19 protein-coding genes are annotated in these 19,973 nt (G+C 58.2%); 10 read left to right on the forward strand and 9 right to left on the reverse strand.

All coding sequences use genetic code 11. From position 1 onward, the window contains the following. Positions 1 to 9 precede the first annotated feature (9 nt). The gene (locus ACW5W7_RS17120; RefSeq protein ID WP_456502468.1) at positions 10 to 459 is read left to right on the forward strand and encodes an SRPBCC family protein; all 450 of its coding nucleotides are present in this window, start codon (positions 10 to 12) and stop codon (positions 457 to 459) included. Between the two features lie 260 nt (positions 460 to 719). On the opposite strand, the gene ACW5W7_RS17125 is transcribed toward ACW5W7_RS17120, so the two are convergent. Further along, the gene (locus ACW5W7_RS17125; RefSeq protein WP_456502469.1) at positions 720 to 1,220 is read right to left on the reverse strand and encodes a DUF1993 domain-containing protein; all 501 of its coding nucleotides are present in this window, start codon (positions 1,218 to 1,220) and stop codon (positions 720 to 722) included. Positions 1,221 to 1,505: 285 nt separating this feature from the next. Here ACW5W7_RS17125 and ydfZ point away from each other — a divergent pair, with 285 nt between their 5' ends. Beyond that, a complete protein-coding gene (gene ydfZ, locus ACW5W7_RS17130) occupies positions 1,506 to 1,703 on the forward strand; it encodes a putative selenium delivery protein YdfZ (RefSeq protein ID WP_332503353.1) in 198 nt (65 codons plus the stop codon). A gap of 183 nt (positions 1,704 to 1,886) precedes the next feature. Here ydfZ and ACW5W7_RS17135 read toward each other — a convergent pair whose 3' ends face one another. After that, on the reverse strand, positions 1,887 to 2,393 hold the full coding sequence (locus ACW5W7_RS17135) for a hypothetical protein (protein WP_456502470.1): 507 nt from the start codon (positions 2,391 to 2,393) through the stop codon (positions 1,887 to 1,889). Between the two features lie 249 nt (positions 2,394 to 2,642). On the opposite strand from ACW5W7_RS17135, the gene ACW5W7_RS17140 reads away from it, so the two are divergent. Further along, positions 2,643 to 3,350: a sce7726 family protein gene (locus tag ACW5W7_RS17140; protein WP_201902114.1), complete on the forward strand. Its 708-nt coding sequence runs from the start codon at positions 2,643 to 2,645 to the stop codon at positions 3,348 to 3,350. Position 3,351: 1 nt separating this feature from the next. Here ACW5W7_RS17140 and ACW5W7_RS17145 read toward each other — a convergent pair whose 3' ends face one another. The 4 genes from ACW5W7_RS17145 to uvrD form a co-directional block, all read right to left on the reverse strand. Next, positions 3,352 to 4,464 (reverse strand): beta family protein, encoded by a 1,113-nt coding sequence (locus tag ACW5W7_RS17145; RefSeq protein WP_456502471.1) that lies wholly within the window; start codon positions 4,462 to 4,464, stop codon positions 3,352 to 3,354. 3 nt (positions 4,465 to 4,467) lie between these two features. After that, positions 4,468 to 4,968: an ImmA/IrrE family metallo-endopeptidase gene (locus ACW5W7_RS17150; protein WP_456502472.1), complete on the reverse strand. Its 501-nt coding sequence runs from the start codon at positions 4,966 to 4,968 to the stop codon at positions 4,468 to 4,470. Beyond that, positions 4,961 to 5,593, reverse strand: coding sequence for a hypothetical protein (locus ACW5W7_RS17155; RefSeq protein WP_456502473.1), 633 nt, complete (start codon positions 5,591 to 5,593; stop codon positions 4,961 to 4,963). The genes ACW5W7_RS17150 and ACW5W7_RS17155 overlap by 8 nt, the downstream gene beginning before the upstream one ends. 655 nt (positions 5,594 to 6,248) lie before the next feature. Then, a complete protein-coding gene (uvrD, locus tag ACW5W7_RS17160; protein ID WP_456502474.1) occupies positions 6,249 to 8,420 on the reverse strand; it encodes a DNA helicase II in 2,172 nt (723 codons plus the stop codon). A gap of 421 nt (positions 8,421 to 8,841) precedes the next feature. On the opposite strand from uvrD, the gene ACW5W7_RS17165 reads away from it, so the two are divergent. The 4 genes from ACW5W7_RS17165 (at position 8,842) to ACW5W7_RS17180 (ending at position 13,689) form a co-directional block, all read left to right on the forward strand. Next, on the forward strand, positions 8,842 to 9,840 hold the full coding sequence (locus ACW5W7_RS17165; protein WP_434664973.1) for a BMP family ABC transporter substrate-binding protein: 999 nt from the start codon (positions 8,842 to 8,844) through the stop codon (positions 9,838 to 9,840). A gap of 87 nt (positions 9,841 to 9,927) precedes the next feature. Beyond that, positions 9,928 to 11,508 (forward strand): ABC transporter ATP-binding protein, encoded by a 1,581-nt coding sequence (locus ACW5W7_RS17170; RefSeq protein ID WP_456502475.1) that lies wholly within the window; start codon positions 9,928 to 9,930, stop codon positions 11,506 to 11,508. 94 nt (positions 11,509 to 11,602) lie between these two features. Further along, positions 11,603 to 12,721: an ABC transporter permease gene (locus ACW5W7_RS17175; RefSeq protein ID WP_349920577.1), complete on the forward strand. Its 1,119-nt coding sequence runs from the start codon at positions 11,603 to 11,605 to the stop codon at positions 12,719 to 12,721. A gap of 2 nt (positions 12,722 to 12,723) precedes the next feature. Continuing rightward, positions 12,724 to 13,689 (forward strand): ABC transporter permease, encoded by a 966-nt coding sequence (locus ACW5W7_RS17180; protein WP_456502476.1) that lies wholly within the window; start codon positions 12,724 to 12,726, stop codon positions 13,687 to 13,689. A 74-nt stretch (positions 13,690 to 13,763) separates the two neighbouring features. Here ACW5W7_RS17180 and ACW5W7_RS17185 read toward each other — a convergent pair whose 3' ends face one another. Both ACW5W7_RS17185 and ACW5W7_RS17190 read right to left on the reverse strand, forming a co-directional pair. Continuing rightward, positions 13,764 to 14,945 (reverse strand): M28 family metallopeptidase, encoded by a 1,182-nt coding sequence (locus tag ACW5W7_RS17185; RefSeq protein ID WP_456502477.1) that lies wholly within the window; start codon positions 14,943 to 14,945, stop codon positions 13,764 to 13,766. Positions 14,946 to 15,346: 401 nt separating this feature from the next. After that, a complete protein-coding gene (locus ACW5W7_RS17190) occupies positions 15,347 to 16,252 on the reverse strand; it encodes a LysR substrate-binding domain-containing protein (protein WP_434664965.1) in 906 nt (301 codons plus the stop codon). Positions 16,253 to 16,370: 118 nt separating this feature from the next. Between ACW5W7_RS17190 and ACW5W7_RS17195 the strand changes: the two genes are divergently transcribed. From ACW5W7_RS17195 to ACW5W7_RS17205, 3 genes are all read left to right on the forward strand, one after another. Then, entirely contained in the window at positions 16,371 to 17,498 is a 1,128-nt protein-coding gene (locus ACW5W7_RS17195) for an S-(hydroxymethyl)glutathione dehydrogenase/class III alcohol dehydrogenase (RefSeq protein WP_349920574.1), read from the forward strand. A 44-nt stretch (positions 17,499 to 17,542) separates the two neighbouring features. Next, on the forward strand, positions 17,543 to 18,385 hold the full coding sequence (fghA, locus tag ACW5W7_RS17200; RefSeq protein ID WP_456502478.1) for an S-formylglutathione hydrolase: 843 nt from the start codon (positions 17,543 to 17,545) through the stop codon (positions 18,383 to 18,385). A 99-nt stretch (positions 18,386 to 18,484) separates the two neighbouring features. Then, positions 18,485 to 18,991 carry a DinB family protein gene (locus ACW5W7_RS17205; RefSeq protein ID WP_456502479.1) on the forward strand — a complete coding sequence of 169 codons (507 nt, stop codon included), beginning with the start codon at positions 18,485 to 18,487 and terminating at the stop codon, positions 18,989 to 18,991. Between the two features lie 75 nt (positions 18,992 to 19,066). Here ACW5W7_RS17205 and ACW5W7_RS17210 read toward each other — a convergent pair whose 3' ends face one another. After that, a complete protein-coding gene (locus tag ACW5W7_RS17210) occupies positions 19,067 to 19,789 on the reverse strand; it encodes a head GIN domain-containing protein (protein ID WP_456502480.1) in 723 nt (240 codons plus the stop codon). Positions 19,790 to 19,973: the final 184 nt, after the last annotated feature.

The raw sequence follows: 19,973 nt of genomic DNA on the forward strand, positions 1-19,973 counted from the left end.
GAATCCATCATGAGCACAGGCACAGTGACACTGCATCGCGTCCTCAAGGCACCGCCGGATCGAGTCTATCGCGCCTTTATCGAAGGGGCGGCGCTGGCCAAGTGGCTGCCGCCACACGGTTTCACCTGCAAGGTGGAGCACCTGGAGGCCCGGGTCGGCGGCCGCTTTCGCATGGCGTTCACCAATTTCGGCACAGGCCACTCCCACGCCTTCGGCGGCGAGTATCAGGAGCTGGAGCCGGGCAAGCGCATCCGCTACACCGACCGCTTCGATGATCCCAACCTGCCGGGGGAGATGCGGGTCACCATCAGACTGACCCAGGTGCTGTGCGGCACCGAGCTTGCCATCGAACAGGCGGGGATCCCGGCGGTTATCCCGGTCGAGATGTGCTACCTCGGCTGGCAGGAATCCCTGGCCCAGCTGGCCGCACTGGTGGAGCCAGAGATCCCGAACGAATAATCGTTAAAACAGGGAAAAAGGCAGACAACACACTGCCCATTGCCGAAAACAGCCAGTCCCAAAACAAGAGAGCCTGCCAAACTGGCAGGCTCTCTTCATTTCGACAGACCACAACTGACAACCTGTCCCAACAGGCGTCATGGTCGACGGCAGTCTGGACACGGCCAGCGCGCAGAAACCGGAGCGTGCATGAGCACGTGAGGATGTCGCGCACTGCCCGGGTTCAACATGGCGAATTAAACAGCCTGATGGGTGGGTGCTTATTGCAGGTTCAGCCCACCCAGATAATCCCCCTTGCCGAGGTTGACCCCCGCCTTGCGCAGCAGGGCATAGGCCATGGTCAGGTGGAAGTAGAAGTTCGGAATGCCGTACTCGTGGACGCAGGTATGGCCGTCCATGCCCTTGCCACCGGCCCAGTAAGGGAAGTATTTCGCACTCGCATACTGGCTGAAATCGGCCTCCAGCTTGCTTTGCAGCAGGGCAACCGTGCTCTGGATATGGTGCCGCAGATCCGCCAGCGTCTTGGGATCATCTTCCATCACCGGCAGTGCGCTGTGACTGGCGGTGGCCACCACGGCGCGGGCCGTGTCGCAGCAGATCAGCACCTGCTTGGAGAAGGGCAGCATATCGGTGATGAGACGCTCGCCGACGAAGTTGTCCGCGTTGAACTTCTTCCCTTCGGCGTGGGCTTCGGCCTTGGCCAGACACTGGTCGAGGTTGGTCAGCATCTTGATGAACTGGGCTGCAATATCACGATTCATAATGGATTCCCGGTTGGTTGAAGGCAGTGAAACGAGCGGCATCCACTATAGCGCATCCCCTCCCCGGTTCGAGCCCTGGCGGGTAAAAAGCACAAGGGCAACGGCACGAGGCGACAAGGGATGACAAGCCCGGCCAACGTCATGCTGCCGACACTCCGGAGCCCGACGCGGCGATGAGTTCCTCTTCGCCTCTTTCTTGATCTGTGACATACATCACCCTTTTACGGGGGCGTAGTCTGGATCTGCTCCTTGGGCACAAGCCCTCACACAGACAAGGAGGATGCAATGAAGATCTATGACCGAAACCGCAACGTGCTGACCCTGGGCCAGCGCGTGATGATCGCCGCCACCGGTGCCGTCGATACCCTGAAAGAGGCCCACACCGACAATATGACCCCCTATCAGGCCGAGCATGAGAAGTGCGTGCTGCTGGCCAACACCCGAGAGCGTTACGCGCCCATCGAGTTGATTAGACTAGGCTGATACCCCGCATTACCTGTCACCCTACTCTTTACAATTCACCCGGCCGCCGCGCCCCGTCTGACGGCCGGGTTTCTGGTTCTTCCTTCCCCGTTTTTCTCCCTGTTTATGCCCATGGTCCCTTGGATTGGCCCTCATAGATCCGTGCGGATCAGGCCCTACCCGTGCTTTGCTTCCCTATTCTGACTATGACTTGGCCGACCTGATGGCTGCCCCTGGCTGGGTTTCTGGCGCCAGTAGCCGCCTGCCGAGATGGCGGATCAGCAGCAGAGGGGGCAGCAAGGTAAGAAGCAGCCAGTGGGTGTGGGGCAAGATGAAAGTCCGGATGATCTCGTGAGGCAGCCAGGTCGAGGCGGTCGCCGTCATAAAGGCGATGTCATAGGTCTGCCACAACCAGAGCCCGGCAAAAAGCGGCAGCAACAGCGGGCGCGGCATCAGCAAAAACAGGGGAAAGAAAGCACAAGCGAGCACAACGCCGAACTCCAGCATGGCCGGGATCAGCTCGGCCAAGGTATGACTGGGGGAAAAGCCGCCCCATTGGAGAGACGTATCCTCGGTCAGTGCAGGCCACCAGGAAGCGTATTGGAACAGGGTAAACGAAACCATAAACAGCAGGCTGGTCAGCAACGCCAGCACCGCTTTTCGCAAAAACCATCGCCCCAATCGGCGCAGTGTCGGCATCCACTTAGACATTAATGACTCCCATTTGGTGACGGGGCAGTATACCGTGACATTGGTCGTTTTTAACGCGGGCAAACCAGAAGGGCTGAATAATCCGCTTCTTGTTTCTGATTTTCTCTACTACTTTAATAATATATAACTTGATGATAAATATAAATCACACATAAAAAGATTCACTCAGAACCTCATTTTGTTTTTTGACTAGATGACCATAATACTGTATTTTGTAATTGTATTATACAATGGTAACTGAATAGTATGATGGCTAAAGAAGTGAAATATTTTGAAAGTGACATTAAGGCTCTATTAATTCAATTTCTAATGGAGAAGAATATTTTATCTGAAGACGCCATTATTATAAATGAGCTTACTGTAGACAAATACGCTCGGAGAGCTGACATCGTTCTTTTAAAAAAAGATGAGCTTCATGCATATGAAATAAAGAGCGATGCTGATAGTCTCACAAGATTAGACGGCCAAATATCAAAATATCTTGAATATTTCGATAAAGTTACTGTTGTTGTTACACGCAAACATACAGAAAAAGCATTGCTAGCTTCACCTATGCAAGTGAGCGTTATCGAACTTAATAACGACAAATTCAAAATTATTAGACGAGGAAGGAAAATAAAAAACACAAGAAAAGAAAGTTTTATATCATTAATGACTAGTGTAGAACTTAGAACATTAGCATCAAGAATTGGATTAGCGGCAAACTCTTATAAAAGAAAAGACTTAGAAAAAGCTATGAGTCTTGCAACATTAAAGCAATTAAGAGAGCATGCTATATTATGTTTAAAGAAAAAATACTCTAGACAATTTGACAAATTTTCAGAGGAGACCAGTCACCGAGTAGTGAAATCGACAGATATATCACTACTCAGCGTGCACAAACGAACATCTAACCATCACAACGGAACACAAAACATTAAAGATATCATAAATAACCTTTACGCTATTGAACAATAGACTAGTCAATCCATTCTTCGTCGGTATCCAAACCTTCAATTAAATCATGATAATGCAACTGCAAATATAGATGAATATTTATTCTAACTGCTGTTGCTCTATTTGGATTAGTGATTCCATAATCATCACCTTTAGATGTAAGTTCTATCATCTGTGTTCCCCAAAGAGCAAGGGAAGGCTCCCAATAATCACTCTTTATAACTTCTAACGCAGCCTCTTTATAGAGAGTTTTTCTTTCCTCACCCGCCTCCTCATTTAATTCCTTCCTGACGAAACGCCAATCATTTTTTAGCGGATAATCTATCCGTGGGGGAGGCGTTCCTCCACCGCCCTTGTTTTTCTCTGCTCTCGCACCGCCACGGTCAGAGTAAACAAATGAAGCATCCGGAAGAGCTTTAACAATCTTGTTATAAAATTGGCGTTCGTATATAGGAATTTCACCACGGTAAGAGCCGCTAAAGCTATTAGGAAATGATGAGGATGATATGGAAAATATTGCGCCAGGGAAAAATGACTGCAACTTACTAATAAGTAACGTATTCTCCTCAACCTCAACTAAAGTGCTGCGGTCAATATCACCATAATCTAGTAAGAATAGAATTTCTTTACAGAAAGACTCTCTTAATGCTACAACTATTTTGTTAAAAACATCAGGCTTGATGGTCTTCATAAATACCCTGACAACCAACCCACGGCCTAACCCATATAAGTTATTCGCCTGATTTTTAATGCACTCTTCATTACATGAATCATTATATCTAAGAGTAGGGGTTATATTTTCATGAGAAGAAACAAATTCAAACCACTTTTGAAAACTATTGTCGGCATCGAGTAACTCCTCTATTTCATAAAAAACTGGCCGAGGGTAATTTCCATCCTCATCCTTCTTGCCATCAATAAATCCCTCATCAATATCAGCAATCCAACGTCGTCCCTCTATAGATTTTTTAATCCTCTCGATTGAGTTACTAAGCTTGCTGGAAGCTCCCCACCCCTTTAATAAAAAAAGAGGGAGCATACAATCCCTATCTTTCCCTGGCAGTTCTTCAATCGCAGCCATCTCAGCAGGACTAAGAGCAAGAATAGGTAAATAACCGAAATTATAATATTTCATTCATCACCTTAATCTACTAAATTTGTACTTAAGTGCTGTAGGAGACACACTCAATTCTTCCGAAACGGCTTCAAACAAGGCCTCACCATCTAGATCCCCATACTTTTCATTTATTAGCTTTTTTACAATTTCCGCTGGCATTAATATATCACTAGCTAGAGCATTGGCTTCCCACTCAATCTTATCCGATTGGTTGGAGCGATATAAGACATCATCTTGTATTCCCGATCTTAAAAGATGGCGATGCAATATAAAATGTGATATCTCATGCGCTATAGTGAATCGTTGACGAGTCTTCACGTCATGCCGATTCACTCGAATATGTATAACACCATCCTCATCTTCTTTTATTTCACCTGATATATTGGCTGGTAACGTTGCAGCGCTTACTTTCAGCCCAAGTTGTTTTGCAAGCTCCCCAATTTTTATTGGATGCTCTATCTGATATCTCTGAATAATTTCACGAGTAGAGGGATCAACCTTATGCCACTCCTTACTAAACATGTTCATCCTCCTCCTGATCTATTTCATTAAGGAGCTCGCTTGTTTTTGAAAAGATAACAGCTCGCTGGCTTCTTAGAATAACATCTACAGCATCTTGTAAATGCTTGTTTAAGTTACCTTCATCAATTATTTTTTTCAATTCCTCACTGGCGATATCCTGTATGGCCAATGAAACGGCTTCAGCCGCATGTGCCTTAGCAATATTAGCGGCTTGTGCTTGAACTGTTTTTTGAATATTTCTATAACCCCAAAAAGAGAGGATGGCAACTACAATACCGAGCACTGTAATTAGAACACTAACCACTGATATAGATACAGCAGCCATATCTGCATAGGAGAAATATCCTCTCTCATCATTAATAGATTTCACTTCATCCTTAAGTGAGTTGAAGTCATCTGTTTCTTTACGCTCTTTCAGCGTTGTTAACTCTCTTCTAAGTAAATTTATTTCTCTTTCTTGCTTACCAAGTAAGCTCTTTAGTTCATTAATATTTTCTTCAGCATCTATCGTTGCATGAGCGCCAGAAGGTGAGACTTGTGTAGCCGCAACTGAAATATTTGTATTAAATCCTAACAGTATAAAAACAAAACACAAAGAACGAAATAATGATAAAGTATTGAACATGGTTAACACCTGTGAAGATATTAATACTGTTATTTGCATTTTAAGCCATTAAATCTCATAAATACATTTCACACAAGCCAAAGGATTTCACCCTTTCAGGGTTACAAACTCGAGTCATAATAACCACTTACATATATGATAGTCACGCATCAATTCGACGAACAATGAGGTTCACCAGATAATGGTGAACAGTGGCATTGAGCCCATCGCGGTCTACTCCACGTAACCAAACTTGAGCAGGTGTGTACTGACTGTGGCTCCCCCTCCAATCTGCCGAGGGCCAGAGGCAACGTCAGGGACGCCATCAGGGATGATGGCGTAGCCGCAGTCGGCACAGGGATGTGCCGTCTGCGGCGGCCTGTCCGACGTTGGCTCTGAGCGGAGGGCACTGGCGAAGCCAGCGGATTGGCGGGGGAGAAGACCTTTGGTGACTTTGGGTCTTTCCAAAGTCACTCGCCCCAGCCAGAAGGGCGGGCGAAATCCTGTCGAGGGCCCAGCCCTCGCATCCTGCACGGAGCCAGCCGTGCTGCCAACAGCCAGGCACACCATATACCCATGACGCGAACGTCCGATTACGCTTCGCTAATCGAACCTACAGTCCTGACAAAAAAGGAGCCAACGGCTCCTTTTTTATTGATGGCGGGTGCGCTACGCCTTACAGCGCCTCAAGGCGGGCATATGCCGTCACCAACCACTTGGCGCCGACGTCGTCGAACTGGATCTGCACCCGGCTCTGCTGGCCGACCCCTTCGAAGTTGAGCACTATCCCTTCCCCGAATTTCGGATGCAGCACCCGCTGGCCGAGCTTGATGCCGCTGGCGTCGAAGCTCTGCTGCACCTCGTTCTGGCTGAAGCGGCCGTACTGGGTGGGTCTGCTGACCTGGGTGCGCAGCCGGATCTCCTCCAGGCACTCGGCGGGCATCTCGCGGATGAAGCGGCTCGGCTTGTGGAACATCTCGCGGCCGTAGATGCGGCGACTCTCCGCATAACAGATGTAGAGCTTCTCCATGGCGCGGGTCATGCCGACGTAGCAGAGGCGCCGCTCCTCTTCGAGCCGGCCCGACTCCTCGGTGGATTGCTGGCTCGGGAACATGCCTTCTTCCACCCCCACCAGCAGCACCAGGGGGAACTCCAAGCCCTTGGCGCTGTGCAGCGTCATCAGCTGCACCGCATCGGCGTATTCGTCCGCCTGATTCTCGCCGGATTCCAGCGCCGCGTGGGCGAGGAAGGCGGAGAGATCGCTCATCTCTTCCAGCTCGTCCGGGCGCTGGTACTGGCGACAGGCGGTGACCAGCTCGTCCAGGTTCTCTACCCGCGCCTGGGATTTCTCGCCTTTTTCCGCCAGATACATGGCCTTGAGGCCGGAGTGCTGGATGGCGATATCCGCCTGCTGGTGCAGCGGCAGCATAGCTACTTGTTCTTCCAACGCGTCGATCAGCTCGACGAAGCCGCGCACCGCGTTGCCGGCACGGCCGGTCAGCACCTTGTCATTGAGCAGGGTCTTGGCCGATTGCCACAGGTTCTGGCCCTGATCCCGGGCGTTGTTGCGCAGGATCTCCAGGGTACGATCGCCGATGCCGCGGGTCGGGGTGTTGACGACCCGCTCGAAGCTGGCGTCGTCGCCGCGGTTGTTGATGAGGCGCAAATAGGCCATGGCATCCTTGATCTCCTGACGCTCGAAGAAGCGCAGGCCGCCGTAGATGCGATACGGCATGGCGTCCTGCATCAGCGCCTCTTCCAGTACCCGGGACTGGGCGTTGGAGCGATAGAGGATGGCGCAGTCGGTGAGCAGGCCCCCCTTCTCCTTCCAGTCCTTGAGGCGACCGACCACGAAGCGGGCCTCGTCCACCTCGTTGAAGGCGGCGTAGAGCGAAATCGGCTCGCCCTCGGCCCCCTCGGTCCACAGCTCCTTGCCGAGGCGCTCCGCGTTGTTGGCGATGACGCTGTTGGCGGCTTTCAGGATATTGGCGGTGGAGCGGTAGTTCTGCTCGAGGCGTATGGTCTCGGCGCCCTGATAGTCGGTCAGGAAGCGCTGGATGTTCTCTATCTTGGCGCCGCGCCAGCCGTAGATGGACTGATCGTCGTCGCCGACGATCATCACCCGGCCGGTGTCGCCGGCCAGCATCCGCAGCCAGGCGTACTGGATGCCGTTCGTGTCCTGGAACTCGTCCACCAATATGTTCTGGAAGCGATCCCGATAGTGCTCGAGGATGTGCGGCTTGTTCAGCCACAGCTCGTGGGCGCGCAGCAATAGCTCGGCAAAGTCCACCAGCCCGGAGCGATCGCAAGTCTCCTGATAGGTCTTGTAGATCTGCTGATAGGTGCGGGTGACGGGGTCGCCGTAGAGATCGATGTCGCCGGGACGCAGCCCCTCGTCCTTCTTGCCGTTGATGTAGCCCATCACGGCGCGGGGGGCCCAGTGCTTCTCGTCGAGATTCAGCGCCTTGAGCACCCGGCGGATGAGACGGTACTGATCGTCGGAGTCGAGGATCTGGAAGTCCTGGGGCAGGCCCGCATCCAGGTGGTGGGCCCGCAGCAGGCGGTGGGCGATGCCGTGGAAGGTGCCGATCCACATGCCGCGCACCCCGTCGCCAATCACCTTCTCGACCCGGCCGCGCATCTCGGCAGCGGCCTTGTTGGTGAAGGTCACGGCGATGATGGAGAAGGGTGAACAACGCTCCACCTGCATCAGCCAGGCGATGCGGTGCACCAGTACCCGGGTCTTGCCCGAACCGGCACCCGCCAGCACCAGCAGGTTGCAACGGGGGGCCGCCACCGCGTCTCTTTGCTTGTCGTTGAGCCCGTCGAGCAAGGTTGAAACGTCCATCACCACTCCTGTTTATTTATACAGGCGGCGATTATACGGCCTGAGCGGCCAGAGACCAAATCTCGCTGAGATCGAACCCGGTGCGATCCCCAGGAGCAAAGATGCATGCCACATGCCATATATTGGCGCCAATGGAAACCTTGTTTTTCATCACCGCAGGAAAACGCTTGCGCATAACCCAATGAATATAAACAAAAATGTCATTTGAGCCCTATTAATCACAGCATTTAGTTCTGAAAACAAGGTTAAAAACAAACACTTATAAAGCAAATTGCTTATATTTCAAACCGTTAACGCAAACGTTTTTCCTTTATGATCTCCTTGACCCACAAGTTGGCTCACTTACAGTTAGCCAGCGTGCTTTATAGCCTGCTGCTACGGCGGGTTGTGGACCCTCAACATAACAATCAAGGATACGATCGTGACTAAAGTGCTCAAGCTGGCCACCGTGGCCGCCCTCACCCTCGCAGCCCTGTCTGCCCAGGCTGCCTCCGATCCTGCCGTCATCTATGACACCGCCGGTAAATTCGACAAATCCTTCAACGAAGCCGTGTTCCGCAACGGCGTCGAAGTCTACAACAAGGACAAGGGCGTCAAGGTCAAGGAGTTCGAACCCCAGAACGAAGCCCAGCGTGAGCAAGGTCTGCGCCGTCTGGCCAGCCGTGGCAACAGCCCCATCGTCGCCGTCGGCTTCAACATGGGTTCCGCGGTCGAGAAAGTCGCCACCGAGTTCCCGAAGACCCAGTTCACCATCATCGACATGGTGGTCGACAAGCCGAACGTCCAGTCCCTCATCTTCAAGGAGCATGAAGGTTCCTTCCTGGTAGGTGCCCTGGCGGCCATCGCCTCCAAGAGCGGCAAGGTCGGCTTCGTGGGCGGCATGGACATCCCGCTGATCCGCAAATTCCAGTGCGGCTATGAGCAGGGCGCCAAGTACATCAATCCGAAGATCGACGTCTATCAGAACATGACCGGCTCCACCCCGGCAGCGTTTGCTGACCCGGCCAAGGGTGCCGAGCTCGCCAAGTCCCAGTTCGCCAAGGGCGCCGACGTGGTCTATGCCGCCGCCGGCGGTACCGGCATCGGTGTCTATCAGGCAGCCAAAGATGAAGGCAAGCTGGCCATCGGCGTGGATTCCAACCAGAACCACCTGCAACCGGGCACCATGCTGACCTCCATGGTCAAGTCCGTCGGCCTGGCCGCGTACAAATCCTGGGATGACGCTGCCAAAGGCGAGTGGAAGCCGGGCATCCAGTCTCTGGGTCTGGCGGAAGGCGGTGTGGATTGGGCGCTGGATGAGAACAACAAGGCGCTGATCACCCCGGAGATGAAAGCCAAGGTCGACACCATCAAGGCTGACATCATCGCCGGCAAGATCAAGGTGCATGACTACATGAGCGACAACTCCTGCAAGTACTGAGTCTCTGCTACGACTCTCAACCTATGACCGACCGGCCCGCACGGGCCGGTTTTTAGTCTCTACTTCATGACCCGCAAGGACTGCATCATGGACCAGACAGATCGCTATGCCATCGAATTAAGAGGTATCGATAAGCGCTTTGGCGAGGTTTACGCCAACAAGCAGATCGACCTTCAGGTTCGTAAAGGCAGCATTCACGGCATCGTCGGCGAAAATGGCGCCGGCAAGTCGACGCTGATGAGCATCATCTACGGTTTCTACCACGCCGATAAAGGCGAGATGCTGATCGACGGCAAACCCTTCAAACCCCATGGCTCACAAGACGCGATTGCCGCCGGCGTGGGCATGGTGCACCAGCACTTTATGCTGGTGAACAACTTCACCGTGCTGGAGAACGTCATCCTCGGCGCGGAAAACGGCTGGCACCTGGGCAAGAGCCTGGCGGCGGCCGAGAAACTGCTCGGCGAGCTGGCCCGGGACTATGGTCTCGAAGTGCCGCTGCACGAGAAGGTCGAGGATCTGCCGGTGGGCCTGCAACAGCGGGTCGAGATCCTCAAGGCGCTCTATCGCGGCGCCCGCATCCTGATCCTGGACGAGCCGACCGGGGTACTGACCCCGCAAGAGGCGGATCACCTGTTCGAGGTGCTGAAAAAGCTGCGGGATCAAGGCGCGACCATCATCCTCATCACCCACAAGCTGCGGGAGATCCTGGCCATCACGGATCAGGTCTCCATCATGCGGCGGGGGGAGATGGTGGCCCACGTCGCCACCAGGGATACCGATAAAGAGCAGCTCGCCGAGCTGATGGTGGGCCGCAAGGTGCGCCTCAAGGTCGACAAGGGCGCCGCCCAGCCGGGCGAGGCCAAGCTCAGGGTCGAGGGGCTCAGCTACTTCGATGAGGCCAGGGTGGAGCGGGTCAAATCCGTCAGCTTCGAGGTACGTGCAGGGGAAGTGGTCGGCATCGCCGGCGTCTCCGGCAACGGCCAGTCCGAGCTGCTCAGCCTGCTCGGCGGCATCCTCAAACCCAGCAAGGGCAGCTTCACCATCAAGGGCAGCAGCGCCGTCCATCTGGTGAACCACGATCAGCCCGCCGATCCCGAGATGGTGCGCAACTTCGGCCTCGGCCACATCCCGGAAGACAGGCACAAGATGGGGCTCATCAATCGCTTCGAGGCGAAAGAGGCCTTCATTCTCGGCTATCACAGGCGTGCCCAGTACAACAAAGGGATGCTGCAGGACAAGGCGGCGATCCTGAAGGATTGCCAGGAGAAGATGGACAAGTGGGACGTGCGCCCGCCCCATCCCGAGCACAAGACCGCGAACTTCTCCGGCGGCAACCAGCAGAAGCTGGTGATCGCCCGGGAAGTGGAGCAGGACCCGGATGTGCTGCTGGTCGGCCAGCCGACCCGCGGGGTCGACATCGGCGCCATCGAGTACATCCACCAGCAGATCATCGCCATGCGCGACAAGGGCAAGGCGGTGTTGCTGGTCTCCGTGGAGCTGGACGAGATCATGAGTCTGTCTGACCGCATCCTGGTCATCGCCGATGGTCGCATCGTCGGTGAGTTGGACGGTGCCAAGGCGGATGAGCGCACCATAGGGCTGATGATGGCGAACATCGTTCCCGACGAGGTGGCGGCAAGCCAACCCGAAGGAGCCACCTCATGAGACTCGTACCATCCTGCGAAACAATGGACTTGATGATGGTCAACGCACCTTTTTCCGCCAAGATCCCCGACGCGATTGCCAAGGAGGCTCGCCCATGAGCCAAGCCCGTATCCCTGCCTGGATCTCCGTGGGTGTGCTGCCCGCGATCAATATCCTGCTGGCCTTCCTGGTGTCGGCCATTCTGTTCTACTACCTCGACATCAACCCGATCGATGCCGCCGAGATCATGTGGTACGGCGCCTTCGGCACCGGCGAGGGCATAGGTTTCACCCTCTACTACGCCACCGGTTTCATCTTCACCGGTCTGGCGGTGGCGGTAGCCTTCCACGCCGGCCTGTTCAACATCGGCGGTGAGGGGCAGGCCTACATCGGCGGCCTCGGCGTCGGCCTGGTCTGTCTGCTGCTCGGCGATGTGCTGCCGTTCGCCCTGCTGCTGCCGCTGGCCATCATCGCCGGCGGCCTGTTTGGCGCGGCCTGGGCCTTCATCCCGGCCTGGCTGCAAGCCAAGCGGGGCAGCCACATCGTCATCACCACCATCATGTTCAACTTCATCGCCGCCTCCCTGATGGCCTACCTGCTGGTCGATGTCTTCAAGCCGCCAGGATCCATGGCCACCGAGAGCAAGGTGTTCGCCGTGGCGAGCTGGCTGCCGAAGATGAGCGAGCTGGCGGCCGGTTTCGGCCTGGAGATGCCGAGCAGCCCGCTCAACATCAGCTTCTTCTGGGCGCTGATCTGCGCCCTGCTGGTGTGGGTCTTCATCTGGCATACCCGCTGGGGTTACGAGATCCGCTCGGTGGGCGCCAGCCAGAGCGCCTCCGCCTACGCGGGCATCTCCTATCCCAAGGTGGTGATCCTGGCCATGGTGATCTCCGGCATGCTGGCGGGCTTCTTCGCCCTCAACGTGCTGCAGGGTGAGCTGCACCAGATCAAGTTGAACTTCGTGGAGGGCTTCGGCTTCACCGGCATCGCGGTGGCCCTGATGGGACGCAACCACCCGGTCGGCGTCATTATCGCCAGCCTGTTGTTCGGCTTCCTCTATCAGGGTGGCGCCGAGCTCAGCTTCGAGTTCGGGGTGGATCGCAACATCGTCGTGGTGCTGCAGGGTCTGGTGATCCTGTTCTGCGGCGCGCTGGAGCACATGCTGCGTCCACGCATCGAGCAGTGCTATCTGGCCTTTGCCAACCGTTCAGCCGCGCAAGTCAAAGGAGCCTGATCATGTTCGAAACCCTGATCTTGATGCTGGATGCGACCATACGTACCGCGCCACCGCTCATTCTGGCCGCCATGGCCGGCATGTTCTGTGAGCGCTCCGGTGTGGTCAACATCGCCCTGGAAGGCAAGCTGCTGGCGGCAGCCTTCGCCAGTGCGGCGGCCGCGGCCGTCACCGGCTCGGCCTGGATTGGGCTGGGTGCCGGGGTGGGCGTCTCCATCCTGTTCGCCCTGCTGCACGGCTTTGCCACCATCACCCACCGGGGTGATCAGGTGGTGAGCGGCATGGCCATCAACATACTGGCCACCGGTCTGACCGTCACCCTCGGCCGTTACTGGTTCGATCAGGGCGGCCAGACCCCGGCGCTGTCCGGTGCGGCCCGCTTCGCCCCCATCGACCTGCCCTACGCCAAGGAGCTGTATGACGTGCCGGTTATCGGCCAGCTCTACAGCGAGCTGCTGAGCGGTCACTCCCTGCTGGAGTACGTGGCCTTCGCCGCCGTGCCGCTGGCCTGGTGGGTGCTGTTCCGCACCCGCTTCGGGCTGCGTCTGCGCGCCGTGGGCGAGGCCCCGGCTGCGGTGGATACCGCGGGCATCTCCGTGGTGCGCATGCGCTACACGGCCCTCATCATCGGTGGGCTGCTGGCCGGTATCGGTGGCACCTACCTCGCCGTGGCACAGACCGCCCAGTTCATCCCGAACATGAGTGCGGGCAAGGGCTTCATGGCGCTGGCGGCGCTGGTGTTCGGCAAGTGGAAACCCTGGAGCGCCATGGCGGCCTGCCTGCTGTTCGGCTTCCTCGACGCGGTCGCCATCCGGTTGCAAGGGGTCAGCATCGGCGACTTCCCGATCCCGGTGCAGGCCATCGAGGCGCTGCCTTACATACTGACGGTGTTCCTGCTGGCCGGTTTCATCGGCAAGGCGGTGGCCCCCAAGGCCCTCGGCACCCCCTACGTCAAGGAACGGGAATAGCTTCCCTACGTGCAAACCATGCAAAAGGCCCACGAAAGTGGGCCTTTTTTATGCGAGGTTCATCGCCTTCGGCCTCAGTGTATCTTGCCCATCTCGACGGCGAAGCTGGTCGCCAGCTGGGCAAACTTGAGGGCATGGGCGGCCGAGGGATCCGAGTTTTGCAAGGTGTCCTGGGCGGTGTGGATGTGGGGGTTGTAGTCGTTGAAGCGCGATTCGAACGGCATGGCGGCCGGGTAGCCCTGATTGTGCCAGGAGGCGTGATCCGAGCAGCCGTAACCACAGCTGTCGTAGCCATAGCGGATCTGGGGCAGATAGGCGTCGAGCAGCTGGGCCAGATAGCCGGTCAGCCCCTTGTCGGTATAGTCGGTCATGAAGACGATGTCTTCCGCCGAGCCCTGGTAGTTGGTCATGTCCAGCTGCAACGCCGCCAGCACCTTGGTGTTGGCCGCCTTGTAGCGGGTGGCGATGTCCTTGGATCCGCGCAGCCCCACCTCTTCCGCCGCATAGCCGATGAACTGCAGAGTGCGTTCCGGCTGGCGACCCTGTTCGGCGATGACCCTCAGCACCTCGGTCAGGGTGGCGATGCCGGAGGCATCGTCGTCGGCGCCCGGTGCCAGAGTGCGGCTGTTGGGGGCGGAACCCGCGGTGGAGTCGAGGTGGCCGCCGAGCACCACCACTTCGTCCGGGTAGCGACTGCCCTTGAGGGTCAGCACCACGGATTGCTGCGGGTAGCCGTTGTGCTTGACCCGGCTGACGCTGGCCCAGGGCAGGCCGCTACTCAGACTCTGCCACTGCGCAGCCACCCAGTCCGCCGATTGCACCCCTGTGGTGGAGGTGTAGTAGCGGTTGCGCCAACTGGCGAGCTGGCTGATGGTGCCGACTATGTTGCCCTGATCCAGATAGGGCAGCAGCCGATTGACGCTGGCCCCCTGGGTCAGTGGCGGGGCGCTGAACAGGTTCTGGCTGATGGGCTGGGCCATGCTCTGCAGCGCGTCGGCCAAGGTGCTGTGCACCACGTAGCCACCGCAGCGCTGATGACCTTCGTGCATCAGGTGGGAGAGGGTGCCGAGTTCGCTTGCCTCGACCTGGGCCAGCTGGATCGGGGCGCCGCTGGCGCTGAACAGGGGAGCCAGCTTGGCCTTGACCTGCTTGAGTTCGACGCCGCTGTCGGCACCGACCGTGATCCAGACGGGGTCGGCGGCTTGTGCGGCGAAGGGCAACAGGGGGAGCAAGAGGGCGGTCAACAAGGGTTTCATATCGGGTCCTTCCAGATAGGGTTGCAGGCAACTGTGCCAAATGGGTGTCATAAGACGACTGGCCCAGTCTAGCCAAGGGTGGATTCGTGTGAATTTGTCCATCTGGTGCGGTCATCCCCCCGGACGGTGGGGGCCGCTGCAGGATCTGCTGTCTACTGTGCCGGTTCGAGGGGAGCGGGCGGAGCTTTGTGCTGGCGGGACGGTGCCACACAGCGAGCCTGCCGGAGAGGACGACGGCAGCCCAGGCTGGGGGGCTGACAAAGGGAGTCAAACTGTGCCATGTGCGGATAGCCTGGGGATGTTGAAGGGCTGGGGGTATCCATGGCATCGGCTGTAATGACCTACAACACGACTGGCCTTTCAACACGCAATTGGGACAGTGCCTTTTGATGGGGCTCGCGTCAGCCGATGGGCCGCACCAACGCGGGCTGACCGGGCGCCCCGAGCCGTTCGGCCAGATAGTCCACCAGCAGCCGCACCTTGGGGGAGAGGTGGCGGTTGTGGGGATAGAGGGCCCAGATCCCCTCCTCCGGCGCTCTCAGCTCCGGCAGCAGCTCGATAAGCTCGCCTTTGGCCAGATGGTCGCTCACGTAGTAATCCGGCAGCTGGATGATGCCGATCCCCTTCAATGCCGCATCCAGCAGGGCGTGGCCGCTGTTGCACTGCAAGATGCCGCGCACCCGCACGCTGTGGGGACGGCCGGCCAGATTGAAGTGCCACTCGTCCCCATTGCCCACCAGACAGGTGTGGCGGGAGAGCTCGGAGAGGCTGTTGGGCATGCCGTGGCGGGCGGTATAGGCGGGAGAGGCGCACACATAGGGCACCCGACTCGCCAGCCTGCGGGCCACCAGGGTCGAATCCTTGAGGTGACCGAGCCGGATGGCGAGATCGAACCCCTCGTGTACCAGATCCAGCAACTGGTTGGTGAGGTTGAGGGTCACCTCCAGCTGGGGGAAGCGCACCATGAAGTCGTTCACCAGGGGGGCGATGCGGCTCTCACCGTAGGAGACCGGGGCCGTGATGCGCAGCAGCCCTTGCGGCTCGGCCTGGTGCTGGCCGAGGGCCAGCTCCGCTTCGTAGAGGTTGTCCAGCAGCTGTCGGCAGTGGCGATAGTAGATCTCGCCGAGCTCGGTGAGCCGCACCTGACGGGTGGTGCGCAGCAACAGCTTGGCCTGCAACCGGTCTTCCAGCTGCGCCACCTGGCGGCTGACCTGAGCCACCGACACTCCCAGCTTGCGCGCCGCCGGGGTGAAGCCCCCCTGCTCTGCCACGCTGACGAACTCGCAGATCCCTTCCCAGCCGAACATTATTACCTATCTGTAAAAGTGATTTGATATTTCGCCTTATTATCACCAAATCGGCGGGAAACTACACTGGATCTCCGAACCCATTTCCGTTCAATCATTCAACAAGAGGATGTCATCCATGGCACAGGTTCAAAGCATCAAGTGTAAGGCCGCCATCGCCTGGGGCCCGGGCCAGCCCCTCTCCATCGAGGAGGTGGAGGTCATGCCACCCCAGGCTGGCGAGGTTCGTGTGCGGATCGTCGCCACCGGTGTCTGCCACACCGATGCCTTCACCCTGTCCGGTGAAGATCCGGAAGGGGTCTTCCCCTGCATCCTGGGCCACGAGGGGGGCGGCATCGTCGAATCCATCGGCGAAGGGGTCACCAGCGTCAAGGTCGGCGATCACGTGATCCCCCTCTATACCCCGGAGTGCCGCGAGTGCAAGTTCTGCAAGTCCGGCAAGACCAACCTGTGCCAGAAGATCCGCGCCACCCAGGGCAAGGGGCTGATGCCGGACGGCACCACCCGCTTCTCCAAGGACGGTCAGCCCATCTATCACTACATGGGCACCTCCACCTTCAGCGAATACACGGTGCTGCCGGAGATCTCCATCGCCAAGGTCGACCCGGCCGCCCCGCTGGAAGAGGTCTGCCTGCTGGGTTGCGGCGTCACCACCGGCATCGGCGCCGTGATGAACACCGCCAAGGTGAAAGAGGGTGAGAGCGTCGCCATCTTCGGGCTCGGCGGCATCGGCCTCTCCGCCATCATAGGCGCACGCCTGGCCAAGGCCGGCCGCATCATCGCCATCGACATCAACGAGAGCAAGTTCGAACTGGCCCGCAAGCTCGGCGCCACCGACTGCATCAACCCGAACGATTTCGACAAGCCCATCCAGGAGGTGATCGTCGAGATGACCGACGGCGGCGTCGACTTCTCCTTCGAGTGCATCGGCAACGTCAAGGTGATGCGCGCGGCGCTCGAGTGCTGCCACAAGGGCTGGGGCGAGTCGGTCATCATCGGGGTGGCCGGCGCGGGTCAGGAGATCAGCACCCGCCCGTTCCAGCTGGTCACCGGCCGGGTCTGGCGCGGCAGCGCCTTCGGCGGGGTGCGCGGTCGCAGCGAGCTGCCGAGCTATGTGCAGCGCTACATGCAGGGCGAGTTCCGTCTCGATGACTTCATCACCCACACCATGGGCCTCGAGCAGATCAACGAGGCGTTCGAGCTGATGCACGAAGGCAAGAGCATCCGCAGCGTCATCCACTACTGATACCATGAAGGCCCCCCCCCCCGGCGGGGCCCGGGAGTTTGTCGATGAATCTGGACATCATCAGCAGCAACAAGAGCTTCGGTGGCTGGCACAAGCAGTATCGCCACACCTCCACCGTGCTCGGGTGCGAGATGCGCTTCGCCATCTACCTGCCCCCCCAGGCCCTCACCGGCCAGAAGGTTCCCGTGCTCTACTGGCTATCCGGCCTCACCTGTACCGATGAAAACTTCATGCAAAAAGCCGGGGCCCAGCGCATCGCCGCCGAACTCGGCATCGCCCTGGTGGCGCCCGATACCAGCCCGCGCGGGGAAGGGGTGGCGGATGACCCCGGTTACGATCTCGGCATGGGGGCGGGGTTCTACGTCAACGCGACCCAGAACCCCTGGCGGGATCACTACCAGATGTATGACTACGTCACCCGGGAGCTGCCCGAGCTCATCGAGACCCACTTCCCGGTTTCGACCCGGCGCGCCATCAGCGGTCACTCCATGGGGGGCCACGGGGCGCTGATCGCCGCCTTGCGCGAACCCGGACGCTATCACTCCGTCTCCGCCTTCAGCCCCATCAGTCACCCGAGCCGCTGCCCCTGGGGTCAGAAGGCGCTGGGGGCCTACCTCGGCAACAACCCCCTGCTGTGGCAGGAGTGGGATGCCTGCCAGCTGTTGCGCCATCACGACAGCCCGCCCCTGCCGACCCTGGTGGACGTGGGGCTGGACGATCCCTTCCTCGCCGAGCAGCTCGGCATCGATACCCTGGCCGAGGTCGCCGCAGCCAAGTCCTGGCCGCTGGAGCTCAACCGCCACCCCGGGTACGATCACAGCTACTACTTCGTGGCGAGCTTCATCGAGGCGCACCTGCGCTTCCACGCTCGCCACCTCGGCGACTAGCCCATGACCGCTCCGGCCCCATCTTGGCCGGAGCGGCACCTATCGCGGGATCGCCGCAACCGGTGGCGACCCGATTCACCCAAGGAACGGGAGACAAGGATGCATCTCTTTACCAGCCTGCAGGCCATGCCGGATCGGTTCGAACAACTGCTGGCCCAGGTGCCTGCCGACTATCTGAACTGGGAACCCGCCAACTGGGCCGGCATCCCCTCCGAGCGCTTCAGCGCCCAGGGCCATCTCTGCCATCTGCTGGACATTGAGGTGCTGGGGTATCGGGTCCGCTTTCAGCGCACGCTGTCGGAGAGCCTGCCCGAGCTCGCCTCCCTCGATGGCTACCAGCTGGCGCTGGACAACGACTATCGCCAGCAGGATCCCGCCACTCAGCTGGCCCGTTTTCGTGCCGCCCGCAGCGAGACGATCACCTGGCTCAGGGAGCAACCACCCTCCGCCTGGGCGCGGCGAGCCCGCTATGGCAACTATGGAGAGGTGACGCTGGACGGTCTGGCGCGCCTGCTGGTGAGCCACGACCACCAGCACCTGGCCGGCATGCAGTGGCTGCTGATGCGGCTGAACGCGGATCTGCGTCTCGCCCTGCCCCTCGCCTGAGACAAAGCCTCGCGACAGCAGAAAACAAAACAGGCCCAGCGGGGCCTGTTTGTTGATCAGGAGCGAACCGGATACTCAGCTTCCGACCCGGGAGATGGCCCCGGATCCGGCGATCTCGCTCTCCAGCCTGGGGTTGCCGAGATAGCTCACCGAACCGGAGCCGGCAATCCCCACCTTCAGCCGCTCGCTGGCATTCACTGTCACGTCACCGCTGCCCGCGATATTGACCTCGACCGCCTCACCCTTGAACTCAGCCCCCGACACGCCGCCGGCACCGGCAAGGTTCAGCTCCACTTCCCTGGCCGAACCGGCTCCCAGATCCAGGCTGCCCGCCCCGGCGATGTTGCCCTCCAGCCGGTTCAGGGTCAGCTGGCTGGCGACGATGTCCCCCAGCCCCGCCACCGACAGCACCAGCGCATCCCCCGAAAAGCCGCTCAGATCGCCGCGCGCCAGACCCGCCAGCGCCAGCTCTTCCACCTTGGGCAGAGTGATGGTGATGTCGATGGGGTCGAACTGCTCAAACCGATAGCCATCCTTGACCTTCAGCTCCAACCTGTCGTCTCGCTCGGTCAACGCCAGGTAGGGCAGCAGATTCTCCTGCCCCCGGATCACTATGCTTCTCGCTTCCCCCACCACCAGGTGGATGTTGGCGGGCACCCCGGCCAGCACCCGGGTCACCGGCTCGCCCAGCGGGCGGTGCTGCTCGATGACGGGGCCATCACCCTGCACCAGGGTCTCATCCAGCTTGCTGCAGCCACCGAGCCCAAGGGCCAGCATCACTCCCAGCATCCATTTCATGTCTCTCTCCTTGTTGATGGCCCGCTCGGCCTGCTTGTACTCATCCGGGAATCAAGATGGCAACCCGCATGCCATAAACTCAATTGCATGATTTTTATCGGTTTTACTGCTTTTCTTGCCTCTGTCATCAGGTTGTAAGGCGCCATTCTGACTATATAGTGGTGAAACTGACCATGCCCAAATG

The organism is Aeromonas intestinalis (assembly GCF_054052485.1).

Coding starts and splice junctions, on each gene's coding strand:
- ACW5W7_RS17120 (WP_456502468.1), top strand. CDS start 10: ATGAGCACAGGCACAGTGACACTGCATCGCGTCCTCAAGGCACCGCCG.
- ACW5W7_RS17125 (WP_456502469.1), bottom strand. CDS start 1,220: ATGAATCGTGATATTGCAGCCCAGTTCATCAAGATGCTGACCAACCTC.
- ydfZ (WP_332503353.1), top strand. CDS start 1,506: ATGAAGATCTATGACCGAAACCGCAACGTGCTGACCCTGGGCCAGCGC.
- ACW5W7_RS17135 (WP_456502470.1), bottom strand. CDS start 2,393: ATGTCTAAGTGGATGCCGACACTGCGCCGATTGGGGCGATGGTTTTTG.
- ACW5W7_RS17140 (WP_201902114.1), top strand. CDS start 2,643: ATGGCTAAAGAAGTGAAATATTTTGAAAGTGACATTAAGGCTCTATTA.
- ACW5W7_RS17145 (WP_456502471.1), bottom strand. CDS start 4,464: ATGAAATATTATAATTTCGGTTATTTACCTATTCTTGCTCTTAGTCCT.
- ACW5W7_RS17150 (WP_456502472.1), bottom strand. CDS start 4,968: ATGTTTAGTAAGGAGTGGCATAAGGTTGATCCCTCTACTCGTGAAATT.
- ACW5W7_RS17155 (WP_456502473.1), bottom strand. CDS start 5,593: ATGTTCAATACTTTATCATTATTTCGTTCTTTGTGTTTTGTTTTTATA.
- uvrD (WP_456502474.1), bottom strand. CDS start 8,420: ATGGACGTTTCAACCTTGCTCGACGGGCTCAACGACAAGCAAAGAGAC.
- ACW5W7_RS17170 (WP_456502475.1), top strand. CDS start 9,928: ATGGACCAGACAGATCGCTATGCCATCGAATTAAGAGGTATCGATAAG.
- ACW5W7_RS17175 (WP_349920577.1), top strand. CDS start 11,603: ATGAGCCAAGCCCGTATCCCTGCCTGGATCTCCGTGGGTGTGCTGCCC.
- ACW5W7_RS17180 (WP_456502476.1), top strand. CDS start 12,724: ATGTTCGAAACCCTGATCTTGATGCTGGATGCGACCATACGTACCGCG.
- ACW5W7_RS17185 (WP_456502477.1), bottom strand. CDS start 14,945: ATGAAACCCTTGTTGACCGCCCTCTTGCTCCCCCTGTTGCCCTTCGCC.
- ACW5W7_RS17190 (WP_434664965.1), bottom strand. CDS start 16,252: ATGTTCGGCTGGGAAGGGATCTGCGAGTTCGTCAGCGTGGCAGAGCAG.
- ACW5W7_RS17195 (WP_349920574.1), top strand. CDS start 16,371: ATGGCACAGGTTCAAAGCATCAAGTGTAAGGCCGCCATCGCCTGGGGC.
- fghA (WP_456502478.1), top strand. CDS start 17,543: ATGAATCTGGACATCATCAGCAGCAACAAGAGCTTCGGTGGCTGGCAC.
- ACW5W7_RS17205 (WP_456502479.1), top strand. CDS start 18,485: ATGCATCTCTTTACCAGCCTGCAGGCCATGCCGGATCGGTTCGAACAA.
- ACW5W7_RS17210 (WP_456502480.1), bottom strand. CDS start 19,789: ATGAAATGGATGCTGGGAGTGATGCTGGCCCTTGGGCTCGGTGGCTGC.